We start from the raw sequence: 23764 nt of genomic DNA on the forward strand, positions 1-23764 counted from the left end.
CGCCCGTGGGTGGGCGGCCGCGCCTCAAGGATTCGGGGCTCAGCCCCGGACCCCGCGCCTCAAACGCCGGCGGGGCTGGGGTTGGCGCCGGTGGGGGTGAAGGGCGCCGGGGACCAGGTGGACAGGAAGGACTCCGCCGACCAGGTGCCCGATAGGGACGGGGCCAGCCAGGACGGGGCCGATGCGCGGAACCGGTCCGGCGCGAGGGTCCCCGAGCCCTCCGGGACGGCGCCCAGCAGCGGCAGGCCCGAGGACTTCGTGAGGTCCGCCAGGTTGCAGCGCGCCGCGAGGTCCGGGTTCTGCGGCCAGCTGCCGACCACCACGCCCAGCGGGGTCAGCTCCCGCGCCCGCAGGGCCTCCGCCGTGAGGGTGGTGGAGTTGAGCGTGCCGAGACCCGCCGGGGCGACGATCAGCGTCGGCGCGCCGAGCAGGCGGGCCGCGTCGGCCAAGGTGTTCCCCGACTCGTCGAACCGGACGAGCAGTCCGCCCGCACCCTCCACCAGGACCAGGTCGTGGTCCAGCGAGAGCCGTTGCGCGGCCTCCGCGATCTGCGCCGGAGCCAGCGTCGCCAGCCCCGAGCGGCGGGCCGCCGTGTCCGGGGCCAAGGGCTCCGGATAGCGGGCCAGTTCCACCGCCGTGACGGAGGGACCGGCCAGCCGGACCGCCTCCGCCGCGTCCCCGGGCTCCAGCGGGCCGACGCCCGTCTGCGCGGGCTTGAGCACCGCCACCGAGCGGCCGGCGGCCACCGCGGCGGCCGCGATCGCCGACGTGACCACCGTCTTGCCGATCTCGGTGCCCGTCCCGGACACCATCAGTACGGACATCTCAGCCTTCCTGCGCCGCCGCGCACACCGCACGGCAGATCCGGTCCACGTCCTCGTCGCCGGTCACGAACGGCGGCATCACATAGATCAGGTCCCGGAACGGACGCACCCACACGCCCTCGCGCACCGCCGCCCGGGTGGCCGCCACCACGTCGATCTCGTGGTCGAGCTGGACCACGCCGATGGCGCCCAGCACGCGTACGTCCTTCACTCCGGGGATGTCGGTCGCGGCCGACAGGCCCTCGCGCAGCCCCGCTTCGATCCGCTTGACGTCGGTCGCCCAGTCCTGGCCCAGCAACAGCTCGACGGAGGCCAGGGCCACGGCCGTGGCCAGCGGGTTGCCCATGAAGGTCGGCCCGTGCGCCAGCACCGGGACCTCGCCCCGGGAGATGCCGCTCGCCACCCGCTCCGTGCACAGGGTGGCCGCCAGCGTGAGGTAACCACCGGTCAGCGACTTGCCCAGGCACATCACGTCCGGGGTGATCCCCGCATGGTCGGCCGCGAAGAGCGCGCCCGTACGGCCGAAGCCCGTGGCGATCTCGTCCAGGATCAGCAGGACCCCGTACTCGTCGCACAGCTCGCGCAGCACCCGCAGGTAGCCGGGGTGGTGGAAGCGCATGCCGCCGGCGCCCTGCACCACCGGCTCCACGATGACCGCGGCCAGCTCGTCCGCGTGAGCGGAGATCGTGGCGCGCAGGTGGTCGGCGTACGCCGGGTCCACGGGCGCGTCGAAACCGGCGGGCGGCGCGTCCGCGAAGACCTGCCGCGGCAGGTGACCCTGCCACAGCTCGTGCATCCCGCCGTCCGGGTCGCAGACCGCCATCGGCTGCCAGGTGTCCCCGTGGTAGCCGCCGCGCCAGGTCAGCAGCCGGGTCTTGCCCGTGTGCCCGAGCGAGCGCCAGTACTGCAGGCACATCTTGACCGCGACTTCGACGGACACCGAGCCCGAGTCTGCGAGGAAGACGTGCTCCAGCCCCGGCGGGGTGATCTCGACGAGCTTGGCCGCGAGCCGGACGGCGGGCTCGTGGGTGAGCCCGCCGAACATCACGTGCGACATCAGGCCCAGCTGCGCCGTGGCGGCCTCGTTGAGCACCGGGTGGTTGTAGCCGTGGATCGCCGACCACCAGGAGGACATTCCGTCGACCAGCTCTTCGTGACCGTGCCCCTGGGACGGGTCGGCGAGCCGCAGCCGCACCCCCGAGGCGGAGGCGATGATCAGCGGCTCCTGCCGCCCGGGCATCGGGCCGTACGGGTGCCAGACGTGCTGCCGGTCCAGCGCGAGCAGTTCCGCGCCGGCCGACAGCGGTCCACGCTGATCAGGCATTGGGCGCGACGTCCGTCCCCGCGCCCCGTCGGCGGACCGCGACCAGCTCCGGGCGGACCTCGCCGGCCTCGGCCTGGACCGGAGCGGGCGTCCGGTCCGCCGGCGCATGGCCGGAGCAACCGCCGCACGCAGAGCCGCAGCCCGCGGCCTCGCCCTCGGCCGGCGCGCTCGAACCGCAGAGCGAGGCGCCGCCGCTCGAACCGCAGCCCCCGCCGGTGGCGGCGGCCGCGACGTCGGAGCGGTGCGCGGGAAGGGTCGACGTACCGGCGCCCTCCACCTCGAAACCGGCGTCCGCGATCATGTCGAGGTCGGCCTGGCCGGCCTGGCCCTCACTGGTCAGGTAGTCGCCGAGGAAGATCGAGTTGACGATGTGCAGGGCCAGCGGCTGCATCGAGCGCAGGTGCACCTCGCGCCCGCCGGCGAGGCGGACCTCGACGTCGGGGCAGACGAACCGCGCCATCGCCAGGATGCGCAGGCAGCGCTGCGGGGTGAGGTTCCATTCCTTCGCCAGCGGCGTTCCCTCGAACGGGATCAGGAAGTTGACCGGCACCGAGTCCGCGTCGAGCTCGCGCAGCGAGAAGACGACGTCGACCAGGTCCTCGTCGCTCTCGCCCATGCCCGCGATCAGACCCGAGCACGCGGACAGACCGGCGCCGTGCGCCTTCTGCACGGTGTCGACGCGGTCCGCGTAGGTGTGGGTCTTGGTGATCTGCCCGTACGTCGCTTCGGAGGTGTTCAGGTTGTGGTTGTAGGCGTCCGCGCCCGCGTCCCGCAGCCGCTCGGCCTGGCCGTCCGAGAGCAGGCCGAGGCACGCGCAGACCTCGACGCCCTCGTTCTGCTCCTTGATCGCCGCGATCGTCTTGCCGACGCGGTCCACGTCCCGGTCCGTCGGCCCGCGGCCGCTCGCGACCAGGCAGACCCGCTTCGCGCCGCCCGCGACACCGGCGGCGGCGGCCTGGGAGGCCTCTTCCGGCTTCAGCCACGTGTACTTGAGGATGCCGGCCGTCGACCCCAGGCGCTGGGAACAGTAGGAGCAGTCCTCCGGGCACAGGCCCGACTTCAGGTTGACCAGGTAGTTCAGCTTCACCCGACGGCCGAACCACTGGCGGCGCACCTTGCCGGCCGCGGCCACCACGTCGAGCAGTTCGTCGTCAGAAGTCGCCAGTACGGCGAGCGCTTCTTCGCGGGTCGGCAGCTCGCGCCGCAGCCCCTTGTCCACCAGGGTGTTCAGCAGGTCCATGGACCCGATCCTGGACCACACCCCCGCTCCCGGCCAAGGAGAGATCGCACAACATGGCCGGATGGGTGTGTGTGTATCACCACACCTGGCGCAGCGGTCACGCGAGCTAGGGTCGGGGCAGGTCTGTGGACTGCCGACAAAACACGAGGACGTGCCGATGCCCGAGCTCACTCCCGAACCGCTGGACGTCTTCGCGTGGATCGACGACGCGGAGCGCGCGCGGGAGGAGGCCGGCCTCGTCCGCACGCTGCGCCCCCGGCCGCAGGTGTCGCCGCTGCTGGACCTCGCGAGCAACGACTACCTCGGCCTGTCCCGACACCCCGAGACCGTCCGGGGAGCGCAGGAGGCGGCCGCGCGCTGGGGCGCCGGAGCCACCGGTTCGCGGCTGGTCACGGGTACGACCGAGCTCCACACCGAGCTGGAGCGGGAGCTCGCGGCCTTCTGCGGTTTCGAGGCCGCGCTCGTGCTGTCCTCCGGCTACGCGGCCAACCTCGCCGCCGTCACCGCGCTCAGCGGCCGGGGCACGCTGGTCGTGTCCGACGCCGGCAACCACGCCTCCATCGTCGATGGCTGCCGGCTCTCGCGCGCCGAGACGGCCGTGGTCCCGCACGCCGACCCGGACACCGCACGCAAGACGCTCGCCGCGCACGACGGCCGCGCGCTGCTGGTCAGCGACTCCGTGTTCTCCGTCGACGGGGACGCCGCCCCGCTGGCCGCGCACGCCGCCGCCTGCCGGGACGAGGGCGCAGCCCTGGTCGTCGACGACGCCCACGGGCTGGGCGTGCTGGGCGAGGGCGGCCGCGGAGCACTGCACGCGGCCGGACTCGCGGGCGCGCCGTACGTGGTCGCCACCCTGACCCTCTCGAAGTCCCTGGGCAGCCAGGGCGGAGCCGTGCTCGGCCCGGCCAAGGTGATCAGGCACCTGGTCAACACCGCGCGCACCTTCATCTTCGACACCGGACTGGCTCCGGCGGCCGCCGGAGCGGCGCTGGCCAGCCTGCGCCTGCTCCAGCGGGAACCGGAGCGCGCGCACCGCGCCCGCGAGGTGGCCGCCCAGTTGTACGGGCGACTCACCGCGTCCGGCCTGACCGCGGCCCGGCCGGACGCGGCCGTGGTGTCGGTACGGGCCCCGTCGGCGTCGACGGCACTGCGCTGGGCCGCCGACTGCCGCGAGGCAGGTCTGTCCGTGGGGTGCTTCCGTCCGCCGTCGGTGCCGGACGGCATCTCCCGGCTGAGGTTGACCGCCCGGGCCGATCTCACGGGGGACGAGATCGATCGGGCGGTCGCGACGATCCTGGCGACCGCCCCCGCGGGAGCCACGGACGGTCAGGGCCGGTAGGGCACATCGGCTGGGGTCCGGGGATTCCCGGGCCTGGGCCTTCCCCGGGCCGGGTGTTCCCGAGTGGTTCCGGGCGGGGCTTATGCGTGCGCGTCAGCCCCTACCGAGGCGAGGAAGCCGGTCCAGGCGGGCCCGGTGAAGAGCACGGCCGGGCCGTCCGTCCGCTTGGAGTCACGGACGGCCAGCAGACCGCCGTCCAGGACGGCCGCTTCCACACAGTTGTTCATTCCGGTGCTACGGCTGCTCCGCCGCCACCGCGCGCTGATCAGAAGTCCGCTGTTGGATAAGGGGGTTGCGGACACGGGGGTGCCTCCTTACGCGTCGTCAGCGAGTGAGCTGATGAGATCCGACGAGTCCTGGGGCGGGAGGGCGTGCGCCTGGATGGTGCGGAACGCGGCGCCGTACGCCTCAAGGTCTTCCTTCCGCTCCAGATAGAGGCTACTCGTCAAATGGTCGAGTACCACCACATCCAGATCGGCGATGTCCGGAAATGAAAAAATAACGAACGGTCCGGTCAGGCCGAGATGCCCTCCGACGCTGAACGGGAGTACTTGGAGGCGTACTTGAGGCAGCTCCGACACCTCCGCCAGGTGCCGCAATTGCTCGGCCATCACCCCGGGCCCGCCGATCTGCCGGCGCAGCACCGCCTCGTCCAGTACGGCGCTCAGCTCCAGCGGGGGATCGGCCCGCAGCACCGATTGCCGGGCCAGCCGTACGTCGACCAGCGCGTCCACCTTCGGCTCCGGCAGCCCGCCCAGCGCGGCCCGGGTCACGGCCCGCGCGTACCCGGGGGTCTGCAGCAGCCCGGGCACCACGGACAGCTCCACGGTGCGGGCCGACCTGGCCCCCGCCTCCAGGCTGATGAAGTCCCGGTATTCCTGGGGCAACAGCCCCCGGTAGTCGTGCCACCACTGGCGGCCGCGCCCGGTGTCGCCCGCCGAACCGGAGCCGGCGGCCGAGGCCGACAGCGCCTCCAGCAGTGCGCGCTGCTCCGGGCTCACGATCTCCCCGTAGGCGTCGAGGAGGAGCCGGATGTCCTCCGGTTTCACGCCGCTGCGGCCCGTCTCGATGCGGCTGATTTTCGACTGGTGCCATCCCATGATCCGGGCCGCCTCACCACTGGTGAGTCCGGACCGGTCGCGCAGGGCACGCAGTTCCTCGCCGAGCTTGCGTCGGCGCACCGCGGGACCGTGTTGCACACCCGCCTCCTTCCACCGGCACAGCTCGCACCAGTTTGCCGTTCAAATAAGCTCTTCCGTAGCAGAGTTCACCGCATCGAGCGACAGATATATGCATATCTTGGGGAAAAGGCAGATGTGACGGGCCGATCGGTGGCACTCTGGCGTCCAGCACAGATCCGGGGGCTTTTCGCCCCGGTGGGAAAGGGACCGTCGCCATGGCAGATCACCAGGAAGCATCCGTCACTCTGCCGAGCGATCCCGCCTCGGTCGCCACTGCCCGACGCTACGTCGCGGAGGTGCTGAGCGAGTGGGGACTCCCCGATGACGCCGACATCGCCGACAGCGTCCGGCTGATCGTCTCGGAGCTCGCCACCAACGCCGTACAGCACACTTTCGGCCAGTCACCTACCTTCACCGTGGGCGTCCGGCTGGAGCGCCAGGAGTGGTTGCGCGTCGGGGTGACGGACAGCCACCCGCGCTGGCCCAAGCGGCTCCCGGCCGCCGTCCAGCAGGACAACGGCCGGGGCATGGTCATCATCCGCTGGCTGACGGCGGAGGCGGGCGGCCGGCTCTCGGTCACCCCGACCGAAGACGGGGGCAAGACGGTGTGGATCGCACTGCCCTGGAGCGTCGGAGCCCCGGCGCGGAGCGCCACCGGCTACTGACCTGCCGGACCCCGGACCCCGGACCCCGGACCCCGGACCCCGGACCCGGGGTCCGGGGTCCGCTCAGGCGGGGCCGCGTTCGCCCGCGCTGCGCTCGATGCACAGCTCGTTGCCTTCCGGGTCGGCGAGCACGACCCAGCCCGCGACGCCGTCCTCGGCGCGACGGTCGTCCACGAGCCTCGCGCCGAGCCCGATCAGGCGCTCGACGGTCTCGTCCCGGGTGCCGGTCGACGGCCGGATGTCCAGGTGGACCCGGTTCTTGACCGACTTGCCGTCCGGGACCCGGATGAACAGCAGCCCCGGTACGCCGGGCTGCCCGGGCTCCAGCAGGGCCTCGTCGCCCCCCTCCACGTCATCGGGATGCATCGTGAATCCGGTCACCGCGGACCAGAACTCGGCGACCCGGTAGGGGTCGAGGGCGTCGAAGGTGATGTGTCGGACGGGGTTGACGAACATCTGTCTCCTCGATGGGGACCGCGTGCGGAGCCGTATACGGAATCGTGGCTTTGGGGTACCGGGGTTGAACCGGGTACCTGCCCGAAACGTGGGTTAACGCAGCGGAAAAGCGCAGCGCTTAGCGTGGCGGCCACGTTCGACCGCCAATGATCACCCATGATCCGGTAAAGCGACGGTGGTCGGCGCGGAAAGCCTTTCCCTGTGTTGGGCAAGAGACGCTTGGTTCGGATATGCGCAGGTCAACAGAGTGTTGAAGGTCGGTAGGGTCGCCCCGCCTCTTGTTGATCTTGTCCCGGAAGCTTGGTGATACGAGTGCAACTGACACCGCACGAGCAGGAGAGACTGCTCATCCACGTGGCCGCCGACGTGGCCGAGAAGCGGAGGGCGCGCGGGGTCCGCCTCAACCATCCCGAGGCGATCGCGCTGATCACGTCGCACCTCCTGGAAGGGGCCCGCGACGGCCGGACCGTCGCCGAGCTGATGGCCTCGGGCCGCACCGTCCTGACCCGCGAGGAGGTCATGGAGGGGATCCCCGAGATGATCCACGACGTCCAGGTCGAAGCGACCTTCCCGGACGGCACCAAACTCGTCACGGTCCACGACCCGATCGTCTGAAACGGAGTACCCCCGCATGATCCCCGGCGAAATCGCCTACGGGGACGGCCCGGTACCCCTCAACGAGGGCCGCCCCGTCACCCGTCTCACCGTGCTCAACTCCGCCGACCGGCCGGTCCAGGTCGGATCCCACTACCACTTCGCCGAGGCCAACCCCGGTCTCGACTTCGACCGCACCGCCGCCCGCGGACTCCGGCTCAACGTCGCCGCCGGGACGGCCGTCCGCTTCGAACCGGGCATCCCGGTCGCGGTGGAACTCGTACCGCTGGGGGGCCTGCGCACCGTACCCGGGCTGCGCGGCGAGACCGGAGGGCCGCTCGATGGCTGAGCTCTCCCGCCAGGTGTACGCCGACCTCTTCGGACCGACCGCCGGTGACCGGATCCGGCTCGCCGACACCGACCTCTTCGTCGAGATCGAGCAGGACCTCAGCGGCGGCCCCGGGCGGGCCGGCGACGAGGCCGTGTTCGGCGGCGGCAAGGTGATCCGCGAGTCCATGGGGCAGGCCCGCACCACCCGGGCCGAGGGTGCCCCCGACACCGTGATCACCGGGGTCGTCGTCCTCGACCACTGGGGCATCGTCAAGGCCGACCTCGGCATCCGCGACGGCCGTATCTGCGGCATCGGCAAGGCCGGCAACCCCGACACCATGGACGGTGTCGACCCCGCACTGGTCATCGGTCCCGAGACCGAGATCATCGCCGGCAACGGGAAGATCGTCACCGCCGGTGCCATCGACGCCCACGTGCACTTCATCTCCCCGACGGTCATCGAGGAGGCGCTCGCCTCCGGGATCACCACCCTCGTCGGCGGCGGCACCGGACCGGCCGAGGGGACCAAGGCCACCACCGTCACCCCCGGGCCCTGGCACCTGGCCAGGATGTTCGCGGCCCTGGAGGCCTACCCGGTCAACATCGGCCTGCTCGGCAAGGGCAACACCATGTCCCGCGAGGGGATGCACTCCCAATTGCGCGGCGGCGCCCTTGGATTCAAGATCCACGAAGACTGGGGGGCCACCCCCGCGGTCATCGACGCCTGCCTCTCGGTGTGCGAGGAGACCGGCGTCCAGGTCGCCATCCACACCGACACGCTCAACGAGGCCGGTTTCGTCGCCGACACCCTCGCCGCGATCGCCGGGCGGACCATCCACTCGTACCACACCGAGGGCGCGGGCGGAGGGCACGCGCCCGACATCATCACGGTGGTCTCCGAGCCGAACATACTGCCCAGTTCCACCAACCCCACCCGGCCGCACACCGTCAACACCGTCGAGGAACACCTCGACATGCTGATGGTCTGCCACCACCTCAACCCTGCCGTCCCCGAGGACCTCGCCTTCGCCGAATCACGGATCCGGCCCTCGACCATCGCCGCCGAGGACGTCCTCCACGACCTCGGAGCCATCTCCATCATCTCCTCCGACTCCCAGGCCATGGGCCGGGTCGGCGAGGTCGTGCTGCGCACCTGGCAGACCGCCCACGTGATGAAGAAGCGGCGCGGCTTCCTTCCCGGCGACGGACCCGCCGACAACCACCGGGCCCGCCGCTACGTCGCCAAGTACACGATCAACCCCGCAGTGGCCCAGGGGCTCGCCCGCGAGATCGGCTCGGTCGAGACCGGCAAACTCGCGGACCTGGTGCTGTGGAACCCGGCCTTCTTCGGGGTCAAGCCCGAACTCGTCATCAAGGGCGGCCAGATCGCCCACGCGCAGATGGGCGACGCCAACGCCTCCATCCCCACCCCGCAGCCCGTCCTGCCCCGGCCCATGTTCGGCGGCCACGGTCGCGCGCCCGGACTCAACTCCCTGAACTTCACCGCCCAGGCCGCGCTCGACGACGGACTGCCCGAACGCCTCGGACTGGGCAAGCAGTTCGTCGCCATCGAGAGCACCCGCAAGGTGACCAAGGCCGACATGCGGGGCAACGACGCCATGCCGAGGGTCGAGGTCGACGCCGACACCTTCACGGTCTCCATCGACGGGGAGGCCGTGGAACCGGCACCCGCGGCGGAACTGCCCATGGCCCAGCGCTACTTCCTGTTCTGAGAAGAGGTCCTTGCCGATGAGCCGCGCCGCGCTGCTCGTCCTCGCCGACGGCCGCTTCCCCGCCGGGGGGCACGCCCACTCCGGCGGGGCCGAGGCCGCCTGCAAGGCGGGCCGGATCCATGACGCCACCACCCTGGAGGAGTTCTGCCGGGGTCGGCTGCACACCGCCGGCCTCACCGCCGCCGCCCTCGCGGCGCCCGCCGCCCTCGGGCTCGACCCGGCCGTGCTCGACGCCGCCGCCGACGCCCGCACCCCGTCGCCGGCGCTGCGCACCGCGGCCCGGCGGCTCGGGCGCCAACTACTGCGCGCCGCCCGGGCCACCTGGCCCTCCGCCGAACTGGAGGCCCTGGCCGCCGCGTTCCCGCGCGGGGCCCACCAACCCGTGGTGCTCGGCGTCACCGCCCGCGCGGCCGGGCTCGGGCCGGGCGACGCGGCGCACGTGGCGGCGTACGAGAGCGTCGGCGGACCCGCCACCGCGACCGTACGGCTGCTCGGCCTGGACCCCTTCGAGGCGAGTGGGGTGCTGGCCCGGCTCGCCCCCGATCTCGACGCCGTCGCGGCCCGGGCGGAGCGGGCCGCGCTGCGGGCCCGCTCACGAGGCACCGACGCACTGCCCGCGGCCTCCTCGCCGCTGCTGGACATCTCGGCGGAGGTACATGCCGACTGGCCGGTCCGGCTCTTCGCTTCCTGACCCCTGAAGGAGACACCCCCCATGCACCTCGACCACGCCGTCACCTATCCCCACCGGCACACCCACAGCGCCGACCCCCTGCGGCCCGACGGCACCCGGCGGGCCCTGCGCATCGGACTCGGCGGCCCCGTCGGCTCCGGCAAGACCGCCACCGTCGCCGCCCTGTGCCGCGCCCTGCGCACCGAACTGTCCATGGCCGTCGTCACCAACGACATCTACACGCGCGAGGACGCCGAGTTCCTGCTCCGCGAGGCCGTCCTGCCGCCCGAGCGGATCACCGCGGTCGAGACCGGGGCCTGTCCGCACACCGCCATCCGCGACGACATCTCCGCCAACCTGGAGGCCGTGGAGGAACTGGAGGACGCCTTCCGGGAGAACGGCCGACTGGACCTGATCCTCGTCGAGTCCGGCGGGGACAACCTCACCGCCACCTTCTCCCGCGGACTCGTCGACGCCCAGATCTTCGTCATCGACGTGGCCGGCGGCGACGACATCCCCCGCAAGGGCGGCCCCGGAGTCACCACCGCGGACCTCCTCGTCGTCAACAAGACCGATCTCGCCCCCCACGTCGGCTCCGACCTCGACCGGATGGCCCGCGACGCCGCCGCACAGCGCGGCGAACTCCCCGTCGCCTTCCAGTCGCTGCGCGGCCCCGAGGGGGTCGGTCCGGTGGCCGCCTGGGTGCGCGAGCGGATCGCCGCCTGGTCCTCGCGGTGAGCGGTACGAGCGCCACCGGCACGGCCCCGGCCCCCTCGACGCCGCCGACGCCCCCGGCGGGCCTGCGGGCCACGGCCCGCATCCACGCCGTGGCCGACGGGCGGGGCGGCACCGCCCTGCCGCTGCTCGCCGGCGAAGGGCCGCTCGCGCTGCGCCGCACGCGCTCCTCGTCGGGCACCGAGGCCGGGGTCATGCTGGTCGGCGCGATGAGCGCCCCGCTCGGCGGGGACCACCTCACCATCGAGGCCACCGCCGGACCCGGAGCACAGCTCGACCTCGCCTCGGCGGCGGCCACCCTGGCCCTGCCCGGCCGGTCCGGCGAGCCCGCACGCTACGACGTGCACCTCGACGTGGGGGAGGGGGCGTCGGTGCGGTGGCTGCCCGAGCCGCTGGTCTCGGTGCGCGGCAGCGACCTGAGGGTGCACACCCGGGTCCGACTCGCCCCCACGGCACGGCTGGTGCTGCGCGAGGAGCAGGTGCTGGGCCGCACCGGGGAGGTTCCGGGCCTGCTGCGCAGCCGCGTCACCGTCGAGCGCGGCGGCCGGCCGCTGCTGGACCAGGAGCTCGCCTGCGGGCCCGGCGCGCCCGGCGGCTGGGACGGCCCGGCGGGCCTGGCCGGGTACCGGGCGCTCGGTCAACTCCTCGTCGTGGACCCCGCCTTCGCCGAGGAACCGCCCGCAGCCGCGGTCCTGGGGGAGTTCGCCGCGGTGACGCCGCTGGCCGGCCCGGCGGTCCTGGTGACGGCCCTGGCCGCCGACGCCCTGCTCGTGCGCGAGCTCCTCGACGAGGCCTGCCGTACGTACGGGTGGTGAAAGCGGGACGCATCAGGCACCGCTCAGCGGTACACGCCTTTCCGGTTATCGGGTTGGCAAAGAAGTCGATCCGGCCCTGTCGCCGGATCCCGATCAGGCGACAGGATCCCCCTACACGCCGACGACCGAAACGACCAACTCGGCCGCCCACGGCCGTACCTGATGCAGGGGGAACAACCACGTGATACGCAACGCGGCGCTGGGGAGCGCCGCCACACTGATCACCGGCGCGCTCGCGGCGAGCCTGCTGCTGGCCCCGCCGGCCGCAGCAGCCTCCACCGGCAGCGACGGCAGGGTGCCGGAGGCGCGGGGCGTCCAGATCGCCGCCGCCCGCGCCGCCCGCGCCGGGATCGACTGGAAGGACTGCCCGGCGGACTGGGGCCTCGAGAAGCCCATCCAGTGCGGATGGGTGAAGGTCCCGCTCGACTACGCGAAGCCGTACGGCAAGACCATCGACATCGCCGTCGACCGCATCGGCAGCACGGGGACGAAGGAGGAGCGCCAGGGCGCGCTCGTCTACAACCCCGGCGGCCCCGGTGGTTCCGGCATGCGCTTCCCGCGCCGTGTCACCACCAAGAGCCCGCTGTGGGTCAACGCCTCCAAGGCCTACGACTTCGTGGGCTTCGACCCCCGCGGCGTCGGCCACTCGGCGCCGATCTCCTGCACCGACCCGCAGGAGTTCGTCAAGGCCCCCAAGGCCGACCCGGTCCCGAGCAGCGAGGCCGACAAGCGCGCCCAGCGCAAGCTCGCCGCCGAGTACGCGGACGGCTGCAAGGAGCGCAGCGGCGAGATGCTGCCGCACATGACCACGCCGAACACCGCGCGCGACCTGGACGTGGTCCGGGCCGGCCTCGGCGAGAAGAAGCTCAACTACCTCGGCGTCTCCTACGGCACCTACCTGGGCGGGGTCTACGCGACCCTCTTCCCGACCCACGTGCGCCGCATGATCGTCGACAGCGTGGTGGACCCGTCGCAGGACAACATCTGGTACGAGGCCAACCTCGGCCAGGACGTCGCCTTCCAGATGCGCTGGAACGACTGGCAGGACTGGGTCGCCAAGAACGACGCCGCCTTCCACCTCGGCGACACCCGTGCCAAGGTCGAGGCCCGCTACCAGAAGCTGCGCGCCAAGGCCAAGGCCAACCCGCTCGGCGGGATCGTCGGCCCGGCCGAGCTCATCGGCTTCTTCCAGGGCGCCCCGTACTACGACTCCTCCTGGGTGCCCGTCGCCAAGACCTGGGCCGCGTACGAGGCCGGTGACGAGCAGGCGCTCGTCGACGCCATCGCCCCGGACATGACGGACACCAAGGGCAACGCGGCGTCGGAGAACAGCAACGCCGTCTACACCGCAGTCGAGTGCGCCGACGCGAAGTGGCCCACCAGCTGGTCCAAGTGGGACCGGGACAACAGCAAGCTGCACCAGAAGTACCCGTTCCTGACCTGGTCCAACGCGTGGATGAACCTCCCCTGCGCGACCTGGAAGGCCAAGCAGAGCACCCCGATCGCGGTCGGCGCCAAGCGCGGGCTGCCGCCCGTGCTGATCGTCCAGTCCGAGCGCGACGCGGCCACGCCGTACAAGGGCGCGGTCGAACTGCACCGTAGCCTCGCCGGTTCGCGGCTGATCACCGAGAAGAGCGCGGGCTCGCACGGTGTCACCAGCCTGGTGAACCCCTGCATCAACACCCGGGTGGACGCCTACCTGCTCACCGGCAAGGTCGACGCCAAGGACGTGACGTGCGCCCCGCACGCCACCCCCGTGGCCCCGGCCCCGGCCGCGGCGAAGTCCCTGTCGTCCGACGCGCCGGCCGAGTCCTCGGTCTTCCCGGCGCCGGAGGAGCTCCCCGCCGTCCGTTAAGGACCGGCGGGAGCGAGCGGGAGAAGGCTCAGCGCGCGGTGCGCCGGGCCTTCTTCCGCTGTTCCTCCTCCTCGGCCTTGACCTCGGCCGCGTACCGGTCGACGTACTCCTGGCCGGACAGCCCGAGGATCGCGTACATGATCTCGTCGGTGACCGCCCGCAGGACCGCCCGCTCGCCCTCCATCCCGGCGTAGCGGGAGAAGTCCAGCGGCTCGCCGAAGCGGATCGTCACCCGCCGGATCTTCGGGATCTTCTTCCCCGGCGGCTGGATCTCGAAGGTGCCGACCATCGCGCAGGGCACCACGGGCACCCGGGCGCCCAGGGCCATCGCCGCCACGCCCACCTTGCCCTTGTAGAGCCGGCCGTCGTGCGAGCGCGTGCCCTCCGGGTAGATGCCCAACAGCTCGTCCTTGGCCAGCACCGCCAGCCCCTCGCGCAGGGCGGCCCGTCCGGCGTCCTTGCCCGAGCGATCCACGGGGATCTGCCCGGCGCTGCGGAAGAAGGCGGCGGTGAGCCGGCCCTTGACCCCGGGACCGGTGAAGTACTCGGCCTTGGCCAGGAAGGTGATCCGCCGCTTGAGGATGGCGGGCATCAGGAAGTGGTCGGAGAAGGACAGGTGATTGCCCGCGACGATGGCGGCACCCTCAGCGGGGATGTTCTCCAGGCCCTCGATCCGGGGTCTGAACAGCAGCCGCAGCAGGGGACCGAGCAACACGTGCTTGAGCAAGTGGTAGAACACCAGGCCGCTCCCGTCGACATCCCGTTGTCACAGCCATTTTACGGACGGTGAGCCCGGGGGAGCAGGGGGCGGACGGGACCTTGCTCAGACATTGCGCGTGGCGGCCATCCCGGCGGTCAGCAGCCCCAGCACCACCCAGCCGAACCACAGCCAGCCGTTGCTGCCGAGGGCCACGGAATACGTGGCGACGGCCACCAGAGCGGCGAAGGTCATTACGGCCATCGCCTTAACGGATCCGGTCATGCCCCATGGTGACGCGAGAAGCCGGTGTCGCGCTACTGGCCACGCGCTCGGAGCGAGGCGAGATACGCGTTGTACGCCGCCAGCTCCTTGTCGCCATTGCGGTCCTCGGCCCGGTCGGACCGCCGCGCGGCCCGCTGTTCGGAGTGGTACCACTGGTAGACGAGGGCGATCAGGACCAGCACCGAGGGGATCTCGCTGAAGGCCCAGGCGATGCCGCCGCCCCACTGCTGGTCGAGCAGGGGGTCGATGCCGAGCGACGCCGGCGGGTTCGCGTACGTCTTGATCATCGGCTGGCTCGCCATCATCAGGGCGATGCCGAAGAACGCGTGGAAGGGCATGCCCGCGAACAGTTCCAGCATCCGCATCACGTAGCCGGGCCGGTGCGGACCCGGGTCGATGCCCATGATCGGCCAGAAGAAGATGAGGCCGACCGCGAGGAAGTGGACCATCATCGCGATGTGTCCGGTCCGGCTCTCCATCAGGAAGTCGAAGAGCGGGGTGAAGTACAGGGCGTAGAGGCTCGCGATGAACATCGGGATCGTGAAGGCCGGGTGGGTGATCACCTTCATGTACCGGCTGTGCAGCAGCATCAGCAGCAGCTCGCGCGGCCCCTTGCTGCCGCGGGCCGCCGGCGGCAGCGCACGCAGCGCCAACGTCACCGGGGCACCCAGTAGCACGAGGATCGGGGTGACCATACTGATCACCATGTGCTGGACCATGTGGACGCTGAACATGACCATGCCGTAGTCGTTCAGCTTGGTGCACATCACGAGGAGCACGGTCAGCACGCCCACGGTGAAGGCGATGGTCCGGCCCAGCGGCCAGGCGTCCCCCCGCCGGCGCAGTCGCAGCACGCCCCACCCGTACAGGGCCAGCCCGGCCAGCGAGCCGATCAGGAAGAAGGAGTCGAAGGAGAACTCCAGCCCGCGCCCGAGAGTGAACGGCGGCAGGTCCATGTCCATGTGCATGTCCATGCCGTGCCCGCTGTGATCCATCTGTTCACTCCCTTGACCGTGATGCCCCACCACAGTAATGCCGCCCCCGTACGCTCTTGCGCGCGGGGGCGGCCCAGGATATGAGGGGCGTACAAAAGGGGCGTCAGAGAACCGTCTGCGCCTCGTCGTACCGGTCGGCCGGAACCGTCTTGAGGGTCGAGGTCGCCTCTGCGAGCGGCACCATCACGATGTCCGTCCCGCGCAGCGCGGTCAGCATGCCGAACTCGCCTCGGTGCGCCGCCTCCACCGCGTGCCAGCCGAAGCGGGTGGCGAGGACCCGGTCGTACGCGGTGGGCGTGCCACCGCGCTGCACGTGGCCCAGGATCACCGGCCGGGCCTCCTTGCCCAGACGGTGCTCCAGCTCCACGGCGAGGCGGTTGCCGATGCCGGCGAACCGCTCGTGCCCGTACATGTCGACGCCGCCCTCCTCCAGGTCCATCGACCCGGGGCGCGGCTTGGCGCCCTCGGCGACCACGACGATCGCGAACCGCTTGCCCGCGGAGAAGCGCTCGCCGACGATCTCCGTCAGCTGCTCGATGTCGAAGGGGCGCTCCGGCACGACGATCGCGTGCGCGCCGGCCGCCATGCCCGAGTGCAGGGCGATCCAGCCCGTGTGGCGGCCCATGACCTCCACGACCATCACCCGCTGGTGGGACTCGGCGGTGGTCTTCAGCCGGTCCAGCGCCTCCGTGGCCACCCCGACGGCGGTGTCGAAGCCGAAGGTGACGTCGGTGGAGGCGATGTCGTTGTCGATGGTCTTCGGGACGCCGACGATGGGCAGACCGGCCTGCGAGAGCAGGTTCGCCGCCTTCAGCGTGCCCTCGCCGCCGATCGGGATGATCGCGTCGAGGCCGAGGTCCGCGACGTGGCCGCGGGCGCGCTCCACGCCGTCGCGCAGGTGCGCGGGCTGGACCCGGGAAGAGCCGAGGATGGTGCCGCCGCGGGCGAGGATGCCACCGACCGCGTCGAGGTCGAGCTTGCGGTAGTCCGCCTCCAGCAGGCCCTTCCAGCCGTCGAGGAAGCCGATCACCTCATCACCGTGGTCGACCACGGCACGGTGCACGACGGAGCGGATGACGGCGTTGAGACCGGGGCAGTCGCCACCGGAAGTGAGCACACCTATGCGCATGGCAGGAACGGACCTTTGCAACGTGGGCCGACGACCGGACCACGTCGTCCGGTTGGAACTAACGCCACCCTACAAGCGCCGGAGCGGTGGGCTGAACCATCCTCCACATGCTGGTCGCACTCGTCGTGCGAAACCACGTCGGCCCGGTTCCCCCTAGGGAAAACCGGGCCGAACAGATGATGGAGGGGCCGCCCCGATGAGCGGTTCTCCGGGTGCTACGCGGGCTGCGTCGCAGCCGCGATGCGCTCCGCGCGCAGCGCCTCGTACCACCGGTCGTCTATGGCCGGCAGCGCGTTCACGTCGAGGGCCAGCTTCAGCAGCAGGTCCGCGATGTGCGGATTGCGGGCCATCACGGGACCGTGCATGTACGTGCCGAACACCGTGTCGTTGTACGCGCCTTCGGTTCCGTCACCGGTGCCGTTGCCGCGGCCCATGGTCACCCGGGCGAACGCCTTGGCCGTCGGGCCGAGGTGGGTCACGCCCTGGTGGTTCTCGAAGCCCGTCAGCTGGGGCAGGCCCAGGCGCGGGTCGATGTCCCCGAGGACGTCGCCGACGCACCGCTCGCCCTCACCGCGCACGGTGACGACGTCCAGCAGGCCGAGGCCCTCCTGGCGCTGGCCCTGGTCGTTGACGAATTCCTTGCCGAGGATCTGGTATCCGGCGCAGACGGAGAAGACGATCGCCCCGTTGGAGACGGCCCGCTCCAGACCGCCGTCGCGCAGCAGGCGCTCCGCGGCCAGGCGCTGCGGCCGGTCCTCGCCACCGCCGATCAGGTAGATGTCGCCCGAAGTGGGGATCGGCTGGTCGCTGCGCACGTCCACGCGCTGCACGTCCAGGCCGCGCTGGCGCGCCCGGCGCTCCACCACGAGGGCGTTGCCCTGGTCTCCGTACGTGCTCAGCAGGTCCGGGTAGACCCACACCAGACGCAGGCTGTTGTCGCTCATGCTCTTGTCCTTTATGGGTACTAGTTGCCGACGCGGCGGCGCACGTCCTGGAAGGCGGTGTAGTTGGCGATCAGCTCGATCTGGCCGGGCGGCGCGAGCTGCACGGCCTCGTCGAGGGTGTCGCACACGCGGAAGTCCAGGCCCGCGACCTCCAGGCGGACCGCGAGGTCCAGCTTGCGGTCACCGATCACGAAGATCGGGTGACCGGCGAGCCGCGGGTAGTCCACGTCCCACAGCCACGAGGTGTCGGTGCCGTCGGCGCCGCGCGCGTTCACCGAGAGGATCACCGGGGTCGGCGGGGGATCGATCAGAGAAAACGTTTCGAGCCAGCCCGCCGGGTTCTTCGCGAGCAGCAGCCGCAGCTCACGGCCCTGGAAGCTGACCACGTCGTAGCGGCCGGCGACGGCCTGCACCTGGTACATCCGCTCCAGCGCCACCTGCGGCGGTACGCCGAAGACGGCGGCCACGGCGGCCGAGGTGGCCGCGTTGGCCTTGTTGGCACGGCCGGGCAGCTGGAGGTGGATCGGCCAGGCCGAGCCGTGCGGGTCCAGCACGTGGTCGCCGGAGAGCACCCACGTCGGGGTCGGGCGCCGGAAGCCGCACTCGCCGCAGAACCAGTCGTCGCCCGGGCGCTGCATGACACCGCCGCAGGAGGGGCAGGACCAGGCGTCGTCCTTCCACTCCTGGCCGGCCGCGACCCACACCACGTTCTGGGAGGAGGAGGCGGACCACACGATCAGCGGGTCGTCGCAGTTGGCGACGATGACCGCCTTGGAGCCCTGGAGCCCCTCGCGCCACTTCTCCGCGAGCATGCGGGTCTCGGCGGCGCGGTCCAGCTGGTCGCGGGAGAGGTTGAGCAGGGCGATCACCTTGGGGGTGACGTCCCGGGCCACTCCGGCCAGGTACTTCTCGTCGACCTCGATGACGCCGTACTTGGCGTCCGAGCCGCCGGCCAGCGCGGAGGTGATGCCCGCCGGCATGTTGGCGCCCAAGGCGTTGGAGACGACCGGACCGCTGGCCCGCAGGGCCTCCGCGATCAGTCGGGTCGTCGTGGTCTTGCCGTTCGTCGCGGACACGAGGACGACATCGAGATGTTGCGCCAGCGCGCCGAGAAGATCGGGGTCGAGCCTGAGTGCGACCTTGCCACCGATTACCGATCCGCTTCCGCGTCCCGCGGCCCGCGACACCGCCGCCGCGGCCTTGCCCGCCGTCACGGCCAGCTTGGCCCGCGGCGAAAGCGGCTCCGTGTTGCCTGCCATCGTCCCTTGTCCTCCTTGCGTCGGTCGGCCCCAGCCTATCCAGTACCGGCCGGAGCCTTGACCGCGGCGCCCCCGCCCCGCCGCGGATCTCCTCATATAGTCGCCCGTCGTAGGGTTGTGGCCATGCGACAGCGCCCCATTCCCGGTACCGCCGGCCTCGTCCGCCCCATGAGCCTGTTGGGTGATCCGGTGCTCCACTCCGCGTGCGCGGAAGTCACCGAGTTCGGCCCGGAACTCGACCGGCTCATCGAGGACATGTTCGCCACGATGTACGCCGCCGAGGGCGTCGGGCTCGCCGCGAACCAGATCGGCGTCGGGCAGCGGGTGTTCGTCTACGACTGCCCCGACGACGAGGACGTCCGCCACGTCGGGCACATCGTCAACCCGCGGTTGGTCACGGCCGACGGGGACGAGTTCCGGGGGCCGGAGGGGTGCCTGTCCCTGCCGGGGCTGGAGGCGGGGACGGTCCGCTTCGACCACGCGGTGGTGGAAGGCGTCACGTCGAACGGGGCGGCCGTTCGGATCGCCGGGACGGGGTTCTTCGCGCGGTGCCTCCAGCACGAGTGCGACCACCTCGACGGGACGGTGTACGCGGACCGCGTGACGGGCCTGCGCGCCCGTCGCCTGCGGCGTGCCATCCGGAAGACCCCCTGGGGAGCCGGGGCGCTGCGCGGCTAGCCCGATCCACCTTCGCCGGGGCATGTCTAGCCCCTCCGGTGTTTGAGGAGCGGGGTCTGGGGCCGGGAGCCCCAGGAAACCCGGCTCCGCCGGGCACCGGGCTCCGCCCGGACCTGCCCCTCAAACGCCGGCGGGGCTGAAACGGGCTAGAAGCCCGGGCCGTCTTCGCGGTTGCCGGCGGTGGCCAGGCGGCCCCAGAGGAGGTCCGTGAGGCCCGCGACCAGGTCCGCGCGCTCGCAGGGGCGTTCGCCCAGCCACCAGTCGCCGGCCGCGTGCATCATGCCGACGATGCCGTGGCCCCAGATCCGGGCGAGGCGTTCGCCCCCCGGACCGAGGTCCACCCGTTCGCCGATCACCTCGGCCAGTTCCTCGCCGAGCCGGCGCAGCAGCGGGGCCGAGTGCAGGCCGACGTCGAAGCCGCGTTCGGCGCTGTGGGAGTCCTCGGCCGGGTGCATGAGGAAGCGGTAGACCTGCGGGCGGGCCTCGATGGCGGCAAGATAGGTGTCGAGGGTCGCCTCCACCCGGCGGCGCCGCTCGGCGGGGGCGTCGAGCGCGGCCCGCAGCGAGTCGAGCAGGGCGTCGGTGTGCCGGACCGCGAGCGCCTGGTAGAGGCCCGCCTTGTCCCCGAAGTGCCGGTAGAGGATGGGCTTGGTGATGCCGGCCTCGGCCGCGATCGCGTTCATGGAGGCTTTGGGGCCGTCCCTGAGCACGACCCGGTCGGCGGCTTCGAGCAGTTCCCGACGGCGGCGTTCGGCCGCTCCCGGCTCACCGGCCTGCTGAGTGGTCTCCATGACGTGTTTCTCTCCCCGCCCTTGCGATGTGCGTGACGCCCACGCAACGTAACACCCCGCACACCCTGTCGATCGAACCGGAGGCCACTCCGTCCGGCGTCGTGGCCGGTGCGGACGGTGCTTGACAGTGCTTACTCGCCGGTAACACACTGTGGTCTTCGCGTAGGTTACCGCTAGTAACTTCCGCAGGGCCGAGGACAGACAGGTGGAGGGGACATGGCGGAGTTCACCATGGAGCTGAACGACGACCAGAAGCAGGTGCGGGACTGGATCCATGGCTTCGCCGCCGATGTGATGCGCCCCGCGGCCGCGGAATGGGACGAGCGCGAAGAGACTCCCTGGCCCGTCATCCAGGAGGCGGCCAAGGTCGGCATCTACTCGCTGGACTTCTACGCCCAGCAGTTCTTCGACCCGACGGGCCTCGGCATTCCGATGGCGATGGAGGAGCTCTTCTGGGGCGACGCGGGCATCGCGCTGTCCATCGTGGGCACCGGACTCGCGGCCATCGGCGTCGTCGCCAACGGCACCGAGGAGCAGATCGGCACCTGGATCCCGCAGATGTACGGAACCCCGGACGACGTGAAGGTCGCCGCCTTCTGCTCCTCCGAGCCGGACGCCGGCTCCGACGTCGGCTCGATGCGCACCCGGGCGGTCTACGACCAGGCCAAGGACGAATGGGTGCTGAACGGCACCAAGACCTGGGCGACGAACGGCGGCATCGCCAACGTCCACATCGTGGTCGCGGTCGTCGACCCCGCGCTGGGGACCAAGGGACACGCCTCCTTCATCATCCCGCCGAACACCCCCGGACTGTCCCAGGGCCAGAAGTTCAAGAAGCACGGCATCCGTGCCTCGCACACCGCCGAGGTGGTGCTGGAAGACGTACGGATCCCCGGCTCCTGCCTGCTCGGCGGCAAGGAGAAGCTGGACGAGCGCCTCGCGCGGGCCCACGAGCGCGCACGCAGCGGCGGCGGCGAGAGGGTGAAGAACGCGGCCATGGCCACCTTCGAGGCCTCCCGGCCGGCGGTCGGTGCGATGGCCGTCGGCACCGCGCGCGCCGCGTACGAGGTGGCCCTCGACTACGCGAAGACCCGCACCCAGTTCGGCCGCCCGATCATCGACAACCAGGGTGTGGCCTTCCAGCTCGCCGACATGCGGACGCAGATCGACGCGGCCCGGCTGCTGGTGTGGCGGGCGTCCTGGATGGCGGTGGCGGGCCGGCCGTTCGAGTCGGCGGAGGGCTCGATGTCGAAGCTCTTCGCGAGCGAGGTCGCCAAGAAGGTCACCGCCCAGGCGGTCCAGATCCTCGGCGGCAACGGCTTTACCCGTGAGTACCCGGTGGAGCGCATGCACCGGGACAGCGCCATCTACACGATCTTCGAGGGAACCAGCGAGATCCAGCGCCTGGTGATCGCCCGCACGATCTCCGGCATGCCGATCCGCTAGCCGGCGGGCCCGCGCACGAGGGCTCCCGGACGCCGCGCGGCGTCCGGGAGCCTTCGCGTCACTTGGGCAGAGGAGTGAGGCAGGCGAGCGTGGAGCCCATCGCTCCGTAGTCCGACCCGGTGATCCGGTCGAGCGGGGCGCAGCCGTCGGCGGATGTCTTCGGTCGCTTGCTGACGCGGTACTCGGCCTTCGGCGAACCGCAGTCCCGCACGCGCAGCCTCAGGTGCTTCCCGTCCCACTCGTCGGCGACGCACTGGCCCACCGACAGCGTCGGCGTGTCGTCACCGACCAACAGGGCGATCCCGATCAGCGCGGGGATCCCCAGGAGGACGAGCAGCACCGGTGTGAGGAACAGCAGGACCGGGCCCCGGCGCCACAGCGGCTTGCCCGGGTCGAGCGCCGGCCGGTAGCCGCCCGTCGGCGGAGCGAGCTTCCGGAAGGACGCCCGCGGGCCGAGGTTCATCAGCAGGGTCACGGGCGTGATGAAGAGGGACAGCGGCCCCCACCAGCCCTGCCAGAGGGTGTCGGAGGACATGCGGCGGTAGCTGGCCAGCCCGCAGTCGCGGCAGAACGGTCCGCGCAGGCTCAGGAACCGCATCAGCACGATCAGGCCCTGGTGCCCGCGTACGGTCGCGTGCGCGGCGGGCCAGGCCCCGCACAGTCGGCAGCCGTACCGGCCCGGCTCGGGGTGCGCGCCGTACGCGCCGTACGTGCCGTACGCGCCGTGTGGCTGCGGTCCGGCGTGCCAGGGGCCGCCCGGGCCGCCCTGCTGCGGGACGGGCGCGCCGTAGGGGTTGTACGGGCCGGCGCCCTGTTGCTGCGGCTGTGGCGGAGTGGCCACGGAGACTCCTCGATCGGTTCATGATCACCGAAACGGTGATCACGGCACCCTACGCCCTGCCGGACGCGGCCTCAGGGCCGCAGCAGTCGCGCGAGGGCCCGGCCGAAGAGGAACCGGCCCGCCGCCGCGACCAGGGGATCCAGGGCGCGGGGGAAGCCGCGCAGGTGCAGTTCCTCCCGCCAATGGACCTCTGCGCCGCCCGTGTGCAAAGGGCGGATCTCGATCTCCGCCCAGCCCGTCACCGTCCGGCCGCGCTTCTCCAGTCGGACCAATCCCGACAGGCCTTCGGCAGGGGGTCGCCATTCGACGACCTCCATGCGATCGTCGAATGTGATCCTGCTCACGCCCGTCCGTGCCGTGAAGATCGTTCCGACGCGGGTCGGGGGCGCCGTCTCGATGATCGTCCGGGTGAGCGGGACCTGCGCGCCGTGGCGCTCCCAGTCCGTGAGCATCGGCCACGCCTCGAGCGGCTGCAAAGACGTGCGGTGAACGATCCGGATAGCGGGCATGAGCGCATGGTAAGCGGGCATACACACCCTGAACTGGACGGCCGATATGGGTTCCGTCCGGGGGCGGCGATCAGTAATACTCACCGCCACCGTGGATCGCGGATTCGACCGGGTGACCACCGGCGCTCCCGCCCCACTTCGCGAGGAGGTGCGCCATGTGCTCCCACCAGCCACCCTGCCCGACTGCCGACAGCGCCGATCACGACGCCGCCCGCATCGTGGCCTCCCACCCTGAACAGGGCTGGAGCCTGCTGTGCAACGGAGTCGTGGTGTTCGACGACACCGGTGAACTGCTCCCCGACAGCCGTACGGTGGAACCCCGCCGCCCGGCCCTGGTCTGAGCGAGGAGGCAGCATGCGCCAGCAGCTGATCCGTAAGCCCGTCCCGAAGCCCGCCCCCCGAGACCTGGACCTGCGCACACCGTCGGGC

The 23764-nt window shown here is 71.6% G+C and carries 27 protein-coding genes; 12 read left to right on the plus strand and 15 right to left on the minus strand.

Annotated features, from left to right (window positions below):
* Window positions 1–59: 59 nt before the first annotated feature.
* From bioD to bioB, 3 genes are read right to left on the minus strand one after another with little or no spacing between them, the layout of a single operon-like run.
* Window positions 60–824: a dethiobiotin synthase gene (bioD, locus tag OG207_RS35930; protein WP_329104588.1), complete on the minus strand. Its 765-nt coding sequence runs from the start codon at window positions 822–824 to the stop codon at window positions 60–62.
* A 1-nt stretch (window position 825) separates the two neighbouring features.
* Window positions 826–2148, minus strand: coding sequence for an adenosylmethionine--8-amino-7-oxononanoate transaminase (locus OG207_RS35935; RefSeq protein WP_329104590.1), 1323 nt, complete (start codon window positions 2146–2148; stop codon window positions 826–828).
* Window positions 2141–3388, minus strand: coding sequence for a biotin synthase BioB (gene bioB, locus OG207_RS35940; RefSeq protein ID WP_329104592.1), 1248 nt, complete (start codon window positions 3386–3388; stop codon window positions 2141–2143). Before bioB ends, OG207_RS35935 begins: the two co-directional genes overlap by 8 nt.
* Window positions 3389–3545: 157 nt before the next feature.
* On the opposite strand from bioB, the gene OG207_RS35945 reads away from it, so the two are divergent.
* Complete coding sequence (locus tag OG207_RS35945) at window positions 3546–4727, plus strand: 8-amino-7-oxononanoate synthase (protein WP_329104594.1); 1182 nt, start codon at window positions 3546–3548, stop codon at window positions 4725–4727.
* An 80-nt stretch (window positions 4728–4807) separates the two neighbouring features.
* Here the strand turns inward: OG207_RS35945 and OG207_RS35950 are convergent, their stop codons facing one another.
* A complete protein-coding gene (locus OG207_RS35950; RefSeq protein WP_266599078.1) occupies window positions 4808–5029 on the minus strand; it encodes a DUF397 domain-containing protein in 222 nt (73 codons plus the stop codon).
* Between the two features lie 12 nt (window positions 5030–5041).
* Window positions 5042–5926 carry a helix-turn-helix domain-containing protein gene (locus tag OG207_RS35955; RefSeq protein ID WP_329104597.1) on the minus strand — a complete coding sequence of 295 codons (885 nt, stop codon included), beginning with the start codon at window positions 5924–5926 and terminating at the stop codon, window positions 5042–5044.
* A 197-nt stretch (window positions 5927–6123) separates the two neighbouring features.
* Here OG207_RS35955 and OG207_RS35960 point away from each other — a divergent pair, with 197 nt between their 5' ends.
* Window positions 6124–6573, plus strand: a complete 450-nt coding sequence (locus tag OG207_RS35960) for an ATP-binding protein (protein ID WP_329104599.1) — start codon at window positions 6124–6126, stop codon at window positions 6571–6573.
* Window positions 6574–6636: 63 nt separating this feature from the next.
* Here the strand turns inward: OG207_RS35960 and OG207_RS35965 are convergent, their stop codons facing one another.
* Window positions 6637–7029, minus strand: coding sequence for a VOC family protein (locus OG207_RS35965; protein ID WP_329104601.1), 393 nt, complete (start codon window positions 7027–7029; stop codon window positions 6637–6639).
* Window positions 7030–7341: 312 nt separating this feature from the next.
* Here OG207_RS35965 and OG207_RS35970 point away from each other — a divergent pair, with 312 nt between their 5' ends.
* From OG207_RS35970 to OG207_RS36000, 7 genes are all read left to right on the plus strand, one after another.
* Entirely contained in the window at window positions 7342–7644 is a 303-nt protein-coding gene (locus OG207_RS35970) for an urease subunit gamma (RefSeq protein WP_030011137.1), read from the plus strand.
* Between the two features lie 16 nt (window positions 7645–7660).
* On the plus strand, window positions 7661–7972 hold the full coding sequence (locus tag OG207_RS35975; RefSeq protein WP_329104603.1) for an urease subunit beta: 312 nt from the start codon (window positions 7661–7663) through the stop codon (window positions 7970–7972).
* A complete protein-coding gene (locus OG207_RS35980; RefSeq protein WP_329104605.1) occupies window positions 7965–9686 on the plus strand; it encodes an urease subunit alpha in 1722 nt (573 codons plus the stop codon). The genes OG207_RS35975 and OG207_RS35980 overlap by 8 nt, the downstream gene beginning before the upstream one ends.
* Before the next feature lie 16 nt (window positions 9687–9702).
* The gene (locus OG207_RS35985; RefSeq protein ID WP_329104607.1) at window positions 9703–10377 is read left to right on the plus strand and encodes an urease accessory protein UreF; all 675 of its coding nucleotides are present in this window, start codon (window positions 9703–9705) and stop codon (window positions 10375–10377) included.
* A 21-nt stretch (window positions 10378–10398) separates the two neighbouring features.
* Window positions 10399–11094, plus strand: coding sequence for an urease accessory protein UreG (gene ureG / locus OG207_RS35990; RefSeq protein WP_301372643.1), 696 nt, complete (start codon window positions 10399–10401; stop codon window positions 11092–11094).
* Window positions 11091–11906: an urease accessory protein UreD gene (locus OG207_RS35995; RefSeq protein WP_329104610.1), complete on the plus strand. Its 816-nt coding sequence runs from the start codon at window positions 11091–11093 to the stop codon at window positions 11904–11906. Before ureG ends, OG207_RS35995 begins: the two co-directional genes overlap by 4 nt.
* A 181-nt stretch (window positions 11907–12087) precedes the next feature.
* Window positions 12088–13761 (plus strand): alpha/beta hydrolase, encoded by a 1674-nt coding sequence (locus tag OG207_RS36000; protein ID WP_329104612.1) that lies wholly within the window; start codon window positions 12088–12090, stop codon window positions 13759–13761.
* A gap of 28 nt (window positions 13762–13789) precedes the next feature.
* Here the strand turns inward: OG207_RS36000 and OG207_RS36005 are convergent, their stop codons facing one another.
* The 6 genes from OG207_RS36005 to OG207_RS36030 all read right to left on the minus strand — a co-directional run bounded on the left by OG207_RS36005 (window position 13790) and on the right by OG207_RS36030 (window position 19070).
* Window positions 13790–14500, minus strand: a complete 711-nt coding sequence (locus OG207_RS36005) for a lysophospholipid acyltransferase family protein (protein ID WP_329104614.1) — start codon at window positions 14498–14500, stop codon at window positions 13790–13792.
* An 84-nt stretch (window positions 14501–14584) separates the two neighbouring features.
* Complete coding sequence (locus OG207_RS36010) at window positions 14585–14743, minus strand: hypothetical protein (protein WP_030010293.1); 159 nt, start codon at window positions 14741–14743, stop codon at window positions 14585–14587.
* Between the two features lie 32 nt (window positions 14744–14775).
* Window positions 14776–15738 (minus strand): cytochrome c oxidase assembly protein, encoded by a 963-nt coding sequence (locus OG207_RS36015; RefSeq protein WP_329104617.1) that lies wholly within the window; start codon window positions 15736–15738, stop codon window positions 14776–14778.
* Window positions 15739–15841: 103 nt separating this feature from the next.
* Complete coding sequence (locus OG207_RS36020; RefSeq protein WP_189746068.1) at window positions 15842–16867, minus strand: 6-phosphofructokinase; 1026 nt, start codon at window positions 16865–16867, stop codon at window positions 15842–15844.
* Between the two features lie 215 nt (window positions 16868–17082).
* Window positions 17083–17811: a type 1 glutamine amidotransferase gene (locus OG207_RS36025; RefSeq protein ID WP_329104618.1), complete on the minus strand. Its 729-nt coding sequence runs from the start codon at window positions 17809–17811 to the stop codon at window positions 17083–17085.
* 20 nt (window positions 17812–17831) lie between these two features.
* On the minus strand, window positions 17832–19070 hold the full coding sequence (locus OG207_RS36030; RefSeq protein WP_030010289.1) for a MurT ligase domain-containing protein: 1239 nt from the start codon (window positions 19068–19070) through the stop codon (window positions 17832–17834).
* Between the two features lie 123 nt (window positions 19071–19193).
* Between OG207_RS36030 and def the strand changes: the two genes are divergently transcribed.
* Window positions 19194–19748, plus strand: coding sequence for a peptide deformylase (gene def, locus OG207_RS36035; RefSeq protein ID WP_329104621.1), 555 nt, complete (start codon window positions 19194–19196; stop codon window positions 19746–19748).
* Between the two features lie 146 nt (window positions 19749–19894).
* Here def and OG207_RS36040 read toward each other — a convergent pair whose 3' ends face one another.
* Complete coding sequence (locus OG207_RS36040; RefSeq protein WP_150256330.1) at window positions 19895–20539, minus strand: TetR family transcriptional regulator; 645 nt, start codon at window positions 20537–20539, stop codon at window positions 19895–19897.
* Between the two features lie 216 nt (window positions 20540–20755).
* Between OG207_RS36040 and OG207_RS36045 the strand changes: the two genes are divergently transcribed.
* Window positions 20756–21985, plus strand: a complete 1230-nt coding sequence (locus OG207_RS36045; protein ID WP_329104625.1) for an acyl-CoA dehydrogenase family protein — start codon at window positions 20756–20758, stop codon at window positions 21983–21985.
* Between the two features lie 58 nt (window positions 21986–22043).
* Here OG207_RS36045 and OG207_RS36050 read toward each other — a convergent pair whose 3' ends face one another.
* Together OG207_RS36050 and OG207_RS36055 are read right to left on the minus strand one after the other, a co-directional pair.
* Entirely contained in the window at window positions 22044–22826 is a 783-nt protein-coding gene (locus tag OG207_RS36050; protein ID WP_329104627.1) for an LppU/SCO3897 family protein, read from the minus strand.
* Window positions 22827–22897: 71 nt separating this feature from the next.
* Window positions 22898–23335: an SRPBCC family protein gene (locus OG207_RS36055; protein ID WP_329104630.1), complete on the minus strand. Its 438-nt coding sequence runs from the start codon at window positions 23333–23335 to the stop codon at window positions 22898–22900.
* A 155-nt stretch (window positions 23336–23490) separates the two neighbouring features.
* Between OG207_RS36055 and OG207_RS36060 the strand changes: the two genes are divergently transcribed.
* A complete protein-coding gene (locus OG207_RS36060; RefSeq protein WP_030011808.1) occupies window positions 23491–23676 on the plus strand; it encodes a DUF5999 family protein in 186 nt (61 codons plus the stop codon).
* The last annotated feature ends 88 nt before the right edge of the window (window positions 23677–23764 follow it).

This window comes from Streptomyces sp. NBC_01439 (genome assembly GCF_036227605.1).
GTDB lineage: Bacteria > Actinomycetota > Actinomycetes > Streptomycetales > Streptomycetaceae > Streptomyces.

What these genes read in the sequence shown, in the direction of transcription:
- bioD (WP_329104588.1), bottom strand. Translation starts at nt 824, where the DNA reads ATGTCCGTACTGATGGTGTCCGGGACGGGCACCGAGATCGGCAAGACG.
- OG207_RS35935 (WP_329104590.1), bottom strand. Translation starts at nt 2,148, where the DNA reads ATGCCTGATCAGCGTGGACCGCTGTCGGCCGGCGCGGAACTGCTCGCG.
- bioB (WP_329104592.1), bottom strand. Translation starts at nt 3,388, where the DNA reads ATGGACCTGCTGAACACCCTGGTGGACAAGGGGCTGCGGCGCGAGCTG.
- OG207_RS35945 (WP_329104594.1), top strand. Translation starts at nt 3,546, where the DNA reads ATGCCCGAGCTCACTCCCGAACCGCTGGACGTCTTCGCGTGGATCGAC.
- OG207_RS35960 (WP_329104599.1), top strand. Translation starts at nt 6,124, where the DNA reads ATGGCAGATCACCAGGAAGCATCCGTCACTCTGCCGAGCGATCCCGCC.
- OG207_RS35965 (WP_329104601.1), bottom strand. Translation starts at nt 7,029, where the DNA reads ATGTTCGTCAACCCCGTCCGACACATCACCTTCGACGCCCTCGACCCC.
- OG207_RS35975 (WP_329104603.1), top strand. Translation starts at nt 7,661, where the DNA reads ATGATCCCCGGCGAAATCGCCTACGGGGACGGCCCGGTACCCCTCAAC.
- OG207_RS35980 (WP_329104605.1), top strand. Translation starts at nt 7,965, where the DNA reads ATGGCTGAGCTCTCCCGCCAGGTGTACGCCGACCTCTTCGGACCGACC.
- OG207_RS35985 (WP_329104607.1), top strand. Translation starts at nt 9,703, where the DNA reads ATGAGCCGCGCCGCGCTGCTCGTCCTCGCCGACGGCCGCTTCCCCGCC.
- ureG (WP_301372643.1), top strand. Translation starts at nt 10,399, where the DNA reads ATGCACCTCGACCACGCCGTCACCTATCCCCACCGGCACACCCACAGC.
- OG207_RS36010 (WP_030010293.1), bottom strand. Translation starts at nt 14,743, where the DNA reads ATGACCGGATCCGTTAAGGCGATGGCCGTAATGACCTTCGCCGCTCTG.
- OG207_RS36015 (WP_329104617.1), bottom strand. Translation starts at nt 15,738, where the DNA reads ATGGATCACAGCGGGCACGGCATGGACATGCACATGGACATGGACCTG.
- OG207_RS36020 (WP_189746068.1), bottom strand. Translation starts at nt 16,867, where the DNA reads ATGCGCATAGGTGTGCTCACTTCCGGTGGCGACTGCCCCGGTCTCAAC.
- OG207_RS36025 (WP_329104618.1), bottom strand. Translation starts at nt 17,811, where the DNA reads ATGAGCGACAACAGCCTGCGTCTGGTGTGGGTCTACCCGGACCTGCTG.
- OG207_RS36030 (WP_030010289.1), bottom strand. Translation starts at nt 19,070, where the DNA reads ATGGCAGGCAACACGGAGCCGCTTTCGCCGCGGGCCAAGCTGGCCGTG.
- def (WP_329104621.1), top strand. Translation starts at nt 19,194, where the DNA reads ATGCGACAGCGCCCCATTCCCGGTACCGCCGGCCTCGTCCGCCCCATG.
- OG207_RS36040 (WP_150256330.1), bottom strand. Translation starts at nt 20,539, where the DNA reads ATGGAGACCACTCAGCAGGCCGGTGAGCCGGGAGCGGCCGAACGCCGC.
- OG207_RS36045 (WP_329104625.1), top strand. Translation starts at nt 20,756, where the DNA reads ATGGCGGAGTTCACCATGGAGCTGAACGACGACCAGAAGCAGGTGCGG.
- OG207_RS36055 (WP_329104630.1), bottom strand. Translation starts at nt 23,335, where the DNA reads ATGCCCGCTATCCGGATCGTTCACCGCACGTCTTTGCAGCCGCTCGAG.
- OG207_RS36060 (WP_030011808.1), top strand. Translation starts at nt 23,491, where the DNA reads ATGTGCTCCCACCAGCCACCCTGCCCGACTGCCGACAGCGCCGATCAC.